The organism is Pseudomonas sp. IT-P171 (genome assembly GCF_949767765.1).
GTDB lineage: Bacteria > Pseudomonadota > Gammaproteobacteria > Pseudomonadales > Pseudomonadaceae > Aquipseudomonas > Aquipseudomonas fluorescens_B.
In genome coordinates this window covers 1-10,205 of sequence record NZ_CATKQN010000023.1, presented here as the reverse complement: position 1 = coordinate 10,205, position 10,205 = coordinate 1, and the positions used below count along the sequence as shown (strand labels likewise).

Below are 10,205 nucleotides of genomic sequence, written 5' to 3'. Positions count from 1 at the left end.
AGGCCGGTGCTGGCAACAACGATCCAACAGACACACAAACAAAAACGCCCCGACCAAAGTCGGGGCGTTTTCATTTCCAGCTAAGGCTTAGCGCGGGAATGCTGGCGGGTTTACCCCGGCCATGTCTTCCATCACGCGAACCACCTGGCAGCTGTAACCGAATTCGTTGTCGTACCAAACGTACAGAACAACACGGTTGTCTTGAGTGATGGTTGCTTCAGCGTCCACAACGCCTGCGTGGCGCGAGCCAACGAAGTCGGTGGAGACCACTTCCTGCGAATTGACGAAGTCGATTTGCTTGTGCAGATCGGAGTGCAGCGCCATGTAGCGCAGGTACTCGTTCATCTCTTCACGGGTGGCGGCTTTCTCAAGGTTCAGGTTGAGAATGGCCATCGACACGTTCGGCGTCGGAACACGGATCGCGTTACCGGTCAGCTTGCCGGCCAGCTCAGGCAGAGCCTTGGCAGCAGCGGTGGCAGCACCGGTCTCGGTGATCACCATGTTCAGCGCGGCGCTCCGGCCACGGCGATCGCCCTTGTGGAAGTTGTCGATCAGGTTCTGGTCGTTGGTGTACGAGTGAACGGTTTCGACGTGACCATTGATGATGCCGAACTTGTCATTCACAGCCTTGAGCACCGGCACGATGGCGTTGGTGGTGCAGGAAGCGGCGGACACGATCTTGTCTTCAGCGGTGATTTCACTGTGGTTGATGCCGTGAACGATGTTCTTCAGCTTGCCTTTGCCAGGCGCGGTCAGAACAACGCGGTCGATACCCGGGCACGCCAGGTGTTGACCCAGGCCTTCAGCGTCACGCCATACGCCGGTGTTGTCCACCAGCAGCGCGTCTTTGATGCCGTACTGGGTGTAATCCACCTCGGTCGGGTTCTTCGCGTAGATCACCTGGATCAGGTTACCGTTGGCGGTAATGGTGTTGTTTTCTTCGTCGATGACGATGGTGCCATTGAACGGACCGTGTACCGAATCGCGACGCAACAGGCTGGCGCGCTTGACCAGGTCGTTCTCGGCGCCTTTACGCACCACGATGGCACGCAGGCGCAGGCCGTCGCCGCCACCGGTTTTTTCGATCAGGATGCGCGCCAGCAGACGGCCGATGCGACCGAAGCCGTACAGGACAACGTCGGTGCCTTTGCGAGCGGTAGCGTTTTGCTGGCCAACCACATCCGCCAGTTCTTCACGGACGAACTGCTCGGCAGTGCGGCCTTTGCCTTCGACGCGGAATTTGAACGCCAACTTGCCCAAGTCTACCGAAGCCGCGCCGAGCTTGAGCTCGCTCATGGCTTTAAGCAGAGGGAATGTTTCGTGGACGGAGAGTTCGCTATCGTCGGAAGAACGATGGCGAGCAAAGCGGTGAGCTTTGAGAATCGCGATGACAGACTGGTTGATCAGGCTGCGGCCATAGATCGAGCTCACCACGTTGTTATTGCGGTAGAGCTGACCGATAAGCGGAATCATCGCTTCTGCGAGTGCTTCACGGTCGATCCATTCACCAAGACACTGGTCGGGCTTCTGAGTCACGGGAACCTTCCACATGTAGGGGCAGAAAAAAGGGGCTACATTATGCCGCCGAGTGCTCCCCGTAGCAATGCGCGCCTGTCGTGCGAGCCGTAACAAATTTCCGTTCAAAAAAATCACGCATTGCCGCAGCCCTGTAAAACCGCGGCTTTCAGCGCAGTCAATTTTTTGGAGACACCGCTGTCTTATCCGTAACCCTCCGTAACACTCGACCGTTTTGCCACTACATAATCCGTGATTTTCAGGAAAAAACGGGCGTTTTTTGTCTTTACCACTACATTTCGCCAAACCTGCGTAATAGACACAGTCAGCAACTGACAGGCGGCACCCGAGGCCGCTACAATTACCGACTTTGTCGCAACGCTTGGAGCTCAACCTTCCGTGCCCGTTCTGCGTCTACCGCTTCTCCCTGCCGCGGCAGGTAAACAGCACTGGGGCAACCTGCCCGGTGCCGCCCTGAGCCTGGCCATCGCCGAGGCCGCCAGCGCTGCCAAGCGCTTTACCCTGCTGCTGACTGCCGACAGCCAAAGTGCCGAACGGCTGGAACAGGAGCTGAGCTTCTTCGCCCCGGATTTGCCGGTGCTGCATTTCCCGGACTGGGAAACCCTGCCCTACGATCTGTTTTCGCCGCACCAGGACATCATTTCCCAGCGTATCGCGGCTTTATACAGGCTGCCGGAGCTGAGCCATGGCGTACTGGTGGTGCCGATCACCACAGCCCTGCATCGCCTGGCGCCGACCAAATTCCTGCTCGGCAGCAGCCTTGTTCTGGACGTCGGCCAGAAGCTCGATGTCGAGCAGATGCGCACCCGACTCGAGGCCAGCGGCTATCGCTATGTCGACACGGTGTATGAGCACGGTGAATTCACCGTGCGCGGCTCGCTGATCGATCTGTTCCCGATGGGCAGCAAACTGCCCTTCCGGATCGACCTGTTCGACGACGAAATCGAGACGCTGCGCACCTTCGATCCGGAAAACCAGCGTTCCATCGACAAGGTGGACACCGTTCGCCTGTTGCCGGCCCGCGAGTTTCCCCTGCAAAAAGACGCGGTCACCCGTTTCAAGGCGCGCTTCCGTGAGCGCTTCGATGTCGACTTCCGTCGCTGCCCGATCTTCCAGGACCTGAGCAGCGGGATTACACCGGCGGGTATCGAGTATTACCTGCCGTTGTTCTTCGACGAAACGTCCACGCTGTTCGATTACCTGCCCCAGGACACGCAAGTGTTTTCCCTGCCAGGCATTGAACAGGCGGCGGAAAACTTCTGGAACGATGTGCGCAATCGTTATGAAGAGCGCCGCGTCGATCCATCCCGTCCTTTATTACCGCCGGCCGAGTTGTTCCTGCCGGTGGAAGATTGCTTTGCCCGTCTCAAGAGCTGGCCGCGTGTGGTGGCCAGTCAACAGGATGTTGAAACCGGCGTCGGCCGCGAGCGCTTCCCGGCGCGGGAGTTGCCGAACCTGGCCATCGAGGCCAAGGCAACACAACCTCTGGCGGCGCTGGCCGGTTTCCTCGACGAGTTCCCGGGTCGCGTGCTGTTCACCGCCGAATCCGCGGGCCGTCGTGAAGTACTGCTGGAACTGCTCGAACGCCTGAAACTGCGACCGAAAACCGTCGACAGCTGGCCGGACTTTGTCGCGAGCAAGGAGCGCCTGGCGATTACCATTGCGCCGCTCGACGAAGGCCTGGTGCTCGACGACCCGGCGCTGGCGCTGGTGGCTGAAAGCCCGTTATTCGGTCAGCGCGTCATGCAGCGCCGTCGCCGCGAAAAACGCGCCGACGCCAATAACGACGCTGTCATCAAAAACCTCACCGAGCTGCGCGAAGGCGCGCCGGTGGTGCACATCGATCACGGCGTCGGTCGGTATCTCGGTCTTGCGACACTGGAAATCGACGATCAGGCCGCCGAGTTCCTGACCCTGCAATACGCTGAAGGCGCCAAGCTTTACGTGCCGGTCGCCAACCTGCACCTGATCGCCCGTTACACCGGCAGCGACGATGCCCTGGCTCCGTTGCATCGCCTGGGTTCGGAGACCTGGCAGAAAGCCAAACGCAAGGCCGCCGAACAGGTGCGAGATGTGGCGGCCGAATTGCTCGACATTTATGCACGCCGCGCTGCTCGTGAAGGCTATGCCTTCGAAGACCCGAAAGCCGATTACGCCACCTTCAGCGCCGGCTTTCCGTTCGAAGAAACCCCGGACCAGCAAACCACCATCGACGCGGTGCGCGCCGACATGCTCGCACCGAAACCAATGGACCGCCTGGTCTGCGGCGACGTCGGTTTCGGCAAGACCGAAGTGGCGATGCGCGCCGCGTTCATTGCGGTGCATGGTGGTCGCCAGGTCGCGATTCTGGTGCCGACCACCCTGCTCGCCCAGCAGCACTACAACAGTTTCCGCGACCGCTTCGCCGACTGGCCGGTGACTGTGGAAGTGATGAGCCGCTTCAAGTCGACCAAGGAAGTGAATGCCGCCGTGGCGGATCTCGCCGAAGGCAAGATCGACATCGTCATCGGCACGCACAAACTGCTGCAAGACGATGTGAAGATCAAAAACCTCGGGCTGGTGATCATCGACGAAGAGCACCGTTTCGGTGTCCGTCAGAAAGAACAGCTCAAGGCCCTGCGCAGCGAAGTCGACATCCTCACGCTGACTGCCACGCCGATTCCGCGCACGCTGAACATGGCGGTGTCGGGCATGCGCGACCTGTCGATCATCGCCACGCCACCGGCCCGTCGCCTGTCGGTGCGGACCTTCGTCATGGAGCAGAACAAGAGCACGGTCAAAGAGGCCTTGCTGCGTGAGTTGCTGCGTGGCGGTCAGGTCTACTACCTGCACAACGACGTGAAGACCATCGAGAAATGCGCCGCCGACCTCGCCGAACTGGTGCCGGAAGCGCGGATCGGCATCGGCCACGGGCAGATGCGCGAGCGCGAACTCGAACAGGTGATGAGCGACTTCTACCACAAGCGCTTCAACGTGCTGATCGCCTCGACCATCATCGAGACCGGCATCGACGTGCCGAGCGCCAACACCATCATCATCGAGCGTGCCGACAAATTCGGCCTGGCGCAGCTGCACCAGTTGCGCGGCCGCGTCGGTCGCAGTCACCACCAGGCCTACGCGTACCTGCTGACACCACCGCGCCAGCAAATCACCCCGGACGCAGAAAAGCGCCTGGAAGCGATCGCCAATACCCAGGATCTCGGCGCGGGCTTCGTGCTCGCCACCAACGACCTGGAAATCCGTGGCGCCGGCGAACTGCTGGGCGACGGGCAGAGCGGGCAGATCCAGGCCGTCGGTTTCACCCTGTATATGGAGATGCTCGAACGCGCGGTGAAGTCGATCCGCAAGGGTGAACAGCCGAATCTCGATCAGCCGCTGGGCGGTGGTCCGGAAGTCAATTTGCGTGTACCGGCGTTGATTCCCGAAGACTACTTGCCGGACGTGCATGCCCGACTGATTCTGTACAAACGCATTGCTTCGGCCACCGACGAGGAAGGCCTGAAAGACCTGCAAGTCGAGATGATCGATCGCTTCGGCCTGCTGCCGGAACCGACCAAGAACCTGATGCGCATTACGGCGCTGAAGTTGCAGGCCGAACTGCTGGGCATCAAGAAAGTCGACGGCGGCCCGCAAGGCGGTCGAATCGAGTTCGCGGCGCAGACGCCGGTCGACCCGCTGACACTGATCAAACTGATTCAGGGCCAGCCTAAACGCTACAAATTCGAAGGCGCCACGATGTTTAAATTCATGGTCCCGATGGAGCGCCCGGAAGAGCGCTTTAATACTGTAGAGGCACTGCTTGAATGCCTCATTCCGAAAACTGCTTGAAGGACGCCGCATGCGCCTGTTTCGCTCACTGACTTTGCTGATGACCCTGGCCGCCCCCACAGCGTTTGCCGATGACCTGTATCAGATTGAAATGATTCTGGTCCGGCAGAACGCTGTGCCTGCCATTGTCAGCAAAGCCGCGCCGGAAGACTGGGCTGCCGGTGCCCAACCCGTCAGCAAGGACAGCCTGCGCACGCCAAGCCTGAATAGCGAAGTGGGAAAACTCACCGCCAGCAAAGAATACACCGTGTTGCTGCACAAGGCCTGGCAGCAGAACCTCGGCGAAGAAGCCCGCAAAATTGCAATCAGCGATGGCAAGGAACAGTTCGGCCAGTACCCGATCGAGGGCACGCTGAACCTGAAACTGGGACGCTTCACTGATGTTGACGCCGACTTCTGGGTCAACCAGATCGACGCCAATGGCCTGGTCACTGCCAGTGAACGCCTGAAAACAGAAAGCCATACCAAAAACGGACAACTGAATTTCCTCGACGCCGGTCATCTTGGAATGCTGATCAAGATCACCTCACTGACAGCCCCCGCACCTCGGCCAGTCCCCGATGAAATTCCGGACTGATTGAAGTCCTTATGCCCCCGACCCTGAGTAAACCTCTGGCGCCTTCCTGGGTCAGCCGATTCAAGGAACAGAGCCTGGAACGTGGCCGACGCTACGCGCTGGAGAATCGTGTCAGGATCGTCGAGGTCGGAGACGCAACCATTACCGCCGCCTGCGAAGGCTCTGGCGGCAACGTTTATCGTCAGACCATTCGCCTGCGCGAGTCGGCTAAAGCCACCTTGCTGATGGTCGACGCCACTTGCACGTGCCCGGTTCGCAGCAACTGCAAACATTGCGCCGCGGTGCTGCTGAAGGTGCAGGAAACCCTCGCCTACCCCGCCGCCGCGCAAGACGCCGAACTGCTGGAAAAACTTCAGGCCGTACTGGAAAACCGCAGCCCGAAAGCGCCGCCGCAAGTGCTGGTGGACAACGTGCAACCGGTGCCACGCCTGTGGCTGGCGAGCATCGAGTTCAGCGCCTTCGAACCGCGCAACGGCAAGATGCAGCGCTACATTCAGCATCGTGCAGCGCTGTCCTTCAATTACCTGGATGAATACGTCAGTGGACAGAAAAACGCCGACGTCCTGATTCGCCAGGAAACGCAGACGCTGCGGATAAAACGCCACCCGGAAGTCGAACAGACCTACAGGGAACAACTGCGAATCCTCGGCTTCAAGGTCGCCACCCGTCAAAGCAAAGCCCTGCCGGAAAGCGCCGGCGAACTCTACGAGATGGTCAACGACAGCGCCTGGCTGACCTTCACCCTCAATGAGCTGCCGAAGCTGCGCACTCAAGGCTGGGAGTTGCAGATCGACGAGGATTTCGGTTTCGACCTGACCGCCGTGGACGACTGGTACGCCACCGTCGAACAGGCACCGGAGCGTGACTGGTTCGATCTTGAGCTGGGGATCATCGTCAATGGCGAGCGCCTGAGCTTGCTGCCCATCCTGCTGAACCTGATGCGCTCCCACACCGAAATCCTCAACCCGGAACGTCTCGCCCGACGTCGCGATGACGAGTTGATTTTGGTGAACATCCCCAATCGCCCGAATTCCGAACACGGGCCGCTGCAAGTCGCCCTGCCCTTTGGCCGCTTGAAACCGGTACTGGCGACCCTCGGCGAGTTCTACCTGCAAGAACCCGGCGAGACCACGCTGCGCCTGAGCAAGGCCGACGCCACGCGCCTGAATCCTTTGGAAGACTTGCCGCTGCTCTGGGAAGGTGGCGAGCAGATCCGCACGTTTGCCCAGCGCCTGCGGGACATCAAGGATTACACCGCGACTGCACCGGAAGGCTTGAACGCCACGTTGCGCCCGTATCAGCTGGAAGGCTTGAGCTGGATGCAATCGCTGCGGCAACTGGAAGTCGGCGGGATTCTCGCGGACGACATGGGACTGGGTAAAACCCTGCAGACCCTGGCGCACGTTCTCAGCGAGAAAAACGCTGGACGCCTCGATCGACCCTGCATGGTGGTGATGCCCACCAGCCTGATCCCGAACTGGCTCGACGAAGCCGCGCACTTCACGCCGCAACTCAAAGTGCTGGCGCTGTACGGCGCCAGTCGCAAGAAGCATTTCGACACGCTGGCCGATTACGACCTGATCCTGACCACCTATGCACTGCTGCCCAAAGACGTCGAACGCCTGGCCGCGCAGCCGTTGCATGTCCTGGTGCTGGACGAAGCGCAGTACATCAAGAACCCCAACAGCAAGGCCGCCCAGGCTGCGCGCGAACTGAATGCGCGCCAGCGCCTGTGCCTGAGTGGCACGCCGCTGGAAAACCACCTGGGTGAACTGTGGTCGCTGTTTCACTTCTTGCTGCCCGGCTGGCTTGGCGATGTGAAAAGCTTCAACCGCGATTACCGCGTGCCGATTGAAAAGCGCGCCAGCGAAGTCAGGCTCCAGCACCTCAATGGCCGGATCAAACCGTTTCTGTTGCGCAGGACCAAAGAACAAGTGGCGACGGAGTTGCCGCCGAAGACCGAGATCATCCACTGGGTCGAACTCAACGAAGCACAACGCGATGTCTACGAAACCATGCGCCTGGCCATGGACAAGAAAGTCCGCGACGAAATCACCCGCAAGGGCGTGGCGCGCAGCCAGATCATCATTCTTGAGGCGCTGCTGAAGCTGCGTCAGGTGTGCTGCGATTTGCGCCTGGTCAACGACGCTGCGCTGCCGGCTCGCGGAAGTACCTCGGGCAAACTCGATAGCCTCATGGAAATGCTGGAAGAATTGTTCGAGGAAGGTCGACGGATTCTGCTGTTTTCCCAGTTCACTTCGATGCTCGCGTTAATCGAGATCGAGTTGAAAAAACGCGGTGTTGAATATGCGTTGTTGACCGGGCAGACCCGTGACCGACGTTCTCCGGTGAAAGAATTCCAGAGCGGCAAGCGTCAGATCTTTCTGATCAGCTTGAAAGCAGGTGGTGTGGGCCTGAACCTGACCGAAGCGGACACGGTGATTCACTACGACCCGTGGTGGAACCCGGCGACGGAAAACCAGGCGACTGACCGTGCGTACCGCATTGGCCAGGAGAAACCGGTGTTCGTCTACAAGATGATTGCCCGAGGCACGGTGGAAGAGAAGATTCAGCACCTGCAGAAAGAAAAATCCGACTTGGCGGCAGGCGTGCTGGATGGGCGCAAGACCGGGGACTGGAAGTTGCAGAGCGATGATATTGAGGCCTTGTTTGCGCCGTTGCCGGAAAAGCTGGAGAAACGCTGAGAGGGGCGGCGTTTGGTGGATCGCCCACCTCGGAACGCCGCCCGGACCACGCCGGTGCTCCGAGGAAGGGGCCGACACAGCCGGAATGATCAGCTTCGGGCAAACTCCACCGCCTTCTGGAACTGCTCCTCCGTCGGACGCACCCCGGTGTAGAGCACAAACTGCTCCAGCGCCTGGATCGCGATCACTTCCAGCCCGGTAATCACTTGCTTGCCTTCGGCGCGACCGCGCACGATCAGCGGCGTTTCCGAGGGGATCGCCACCACGTCGAAGACAGTCTGCGCAGCCGCAATGACCTCCCCGTCAAAGGCCAGTTGATCGGCCTCAGGCCCGCCCGTCATACCGATCGGCGTCACGTTGATCAGCATCTGCGGGCGTCGGGTGCCCAACTCGGCTTGCCACTCATAACCCAGTGACTCAGCCAGGGCACGCCCGGCGCGTTCGTTACGGGCGACGATCAGGCCGTTCTTGTAACCGCCATCGCGCAAGGCACTGGCCACCGCCTTGGCCATGCCGCCGCTGCCGCGCAGTGCAAAGGTCGATTCCTTGGGCACCTGATGGGTGTCCAGCAATTGAGCGATGGCGATGTAATCGGTGTTGTAAGCCTTGAGGTGGCCATCGGTGTTGACGATGGTGTTGATCGACTGGATGGCGGCGGCGGACGTGTCCAGCTCATCGACCAGCGCAATACACGCTTCCTTGAACGGCATCGATACGCCACAACCGCGAATGCCCAGGGCGCGAATACCCGCGACGGCACCGGTCAGGTCCTGGCTGCGAAAGGCCTTGTAGTAGAAATTCAGACCCAGCTGTTCATACAAGTGATTGTGAAATCGCAGGCCAAAGTTCCCCGGGCGCCCCGACAGGGACATGCACAGCTGAGTGTCTTTGTTGGGGTTCATCTGCATGAAGAATCTCCTTCGGTAGCACTTTCAGATGGACGGGATTAGCCATTCCATCGAGATCTGATCGATCATATCGGCGTGCCTGCTCGTGGCAGCGCACGTGGGTAAGGAAGCCGGTACAGACCTTACACAAAATTTACCCAACGGCTGTGCTGATTTTCAAAAAAACGCTGTCTTAGAAGTATCCCCGCGACAATCCTTGGGTCTATTGCAGACGCAAGCGCCGGGTTGAAGAACCGAGGAATGATCATGATCCGTAAAATTCCCACAGTGGCCTTGCTGATCGGTGCTCTTGCTATCGCAGGGCAGGCAGAGGCTGGCGGCGGTCACGGTTGGCAAGGTCCAGCGGTATTTGGCGCGATCGTTGGCTCGGCCATCGTCGGTTCGGCCATCATCAACAGCAACCGGCCCGTTTATGTCCAGCAGCAACCGGTTTACTACCAGCCGCAACCGGTGTACGTGCAGCAACCGCCACCGGTTTACTACCAGCCGGCGCCGGTCTACGTGCAACAACCGGTCTATTACGCCCCGCCACCGGTCTACTACGGTCCGCCCCGTGGCTATTACGGCCCGCCACGCGGTTATTACGGCCATCCCCATGGTTACGGCCGCTGGTAACAGGCGCACAAGGCCCCGCTTTATATAGCGCAATGT

The 10,205-nt window shown here is 59.8% G+C and carries 6 protein-coding genes; 4 read left to right on the top strand and 2 right to left on the bottom strand.

Going from position 1 to position 10,205, the window contains the following annotated elements:
* Positions 1-87: 87 nt before the first annotated feature.
* Positions 88-1,551, bottom strand: a complete 1,464-nt coding sequence (locus tag ACM6I5_RS17285; RefSeq protein ID WP_017339878.1) for a glyceraldehyde-3-phosphate dehydrogenase — start codon at positions 1,549-1,551, stop codon at positions 88-90.
* A gap of 363 nt (positions 1,552-1,914) precedes the next feature.
* On the opposite strand from ACM6I5_RS17285, the gene mfd reads away from it, so the two are divergent.
* From mfd to ACM6I5_RS17270, 3 genes are read left to right on the top strand one after another with little or no spacing between them, the layout of a single operon-like run.
* Entirely contained in the window at positions 1,915-5,364 is a 3,450-nt protein-coding gene (gene mfd, locus ACM6I5_RS17280) for a transcription-repair coupling factor (RefSeq protein WP_414884275.1), read from the top strand.
* A gap of 10 nt (positions 5,365-5,374) precedes the next feature.
* On the top strand, positions 5,375-5,941 hold the full coding sequence (locus tag ACM6I5_RS17275) for a CsiV family protein (RefSeq protein ID WP_017339880.1): 567 nt from the start codon (positions 5,375-5,377) through the stop codon (positions 5,939-5,941).
* 11 nt (positions 5,942-5,952) lie between these two features.
* Complete coding sequence (locus ACM6I5_RS17270) at positions 5,953-8,646, top strand: SNF2-related protein (RefSeq protein WP_414884274.1); 2,694 nt, start codon at positions 5,953-5,955, stop codon at positions 8,644-8,646.
* A gap of 89 nt (positions 8,647-8,735) precedes the next feature.
* Here ACM6I5_RS17270 and ACM6I5_RS17265 read toward each other — a convergent pair whose 3' ends face one another.
* Positions 8,736-9,554 (bottom strand): shikimate 5-dehydrogenase, encoded by an 819-nt coding sequence (locus ACM6I5_RS17265; protein WP_414884273.1) that lies wholly within the window; start codon positions 9,552-9,554, stop codon positions 8,736-8,738.
* 246 nt (positions 9,555-9,800) lie between these two features.
* On the opposite strand from ACM6I5_RS17265, the gene ACM6I5_RS17260 reads away from it, so the two are divergent.
* Positions 9,801-10,169, top strand: a complete 369-nt coding sequence (locus ACM6I5_RS17260) for a hypothetical protein (RefSeq protein ID WP_031319047.1) — start codon at positions 9,801-9,803, stop codon at positions 10,167-10,169.
* Positions 10,170-10,205 lie beyond the last annotated feature (36 nt).

What these genes read in the sequence shown, in the direction of transcription:
- ACM6I5_RS17270 (WP_414884274.1), top strand. Translation starts at nt 5,953, where the DNA reads ATGCCCCCGACCCTGAGTAAACCTCTGGCGCCTTCCTGGGTCAGCCGA.
- ACM6I5_RS17265 (WP_414884273.1), bottom strand. Translation starts at nt 9,554, where the DNA reads ATGCAGATGAACCCCAACAAAGACACTCAGCTGTGCATGTCCCTGTCG.
- ACM6I5_RS17275 (WP_017339880.1), top strand. Translation starts at nt 5,375, where the DNA reads ATGCGCCTGTTTCGCTCACTGACTTTGCTGATGACCCTGGCCGCCCCC.
- ACM6I5_RS17285 (WP_017339878.1), bottom strand. Translation starts at nt 1,551, where the DNA reads ATGTGGAAGGTTCCCGTGACTCAGAAGCCCGACCAGTGTCTTGGTGAA.
- ACM6I5_RS17260 (WP_031319047.1), top strand. Translation starts at nt 9,801, where the DNA reads ATGATCCGTAAAATTCCCACAGTGGCCTTGCTGATCGGTGCTCTTGCT.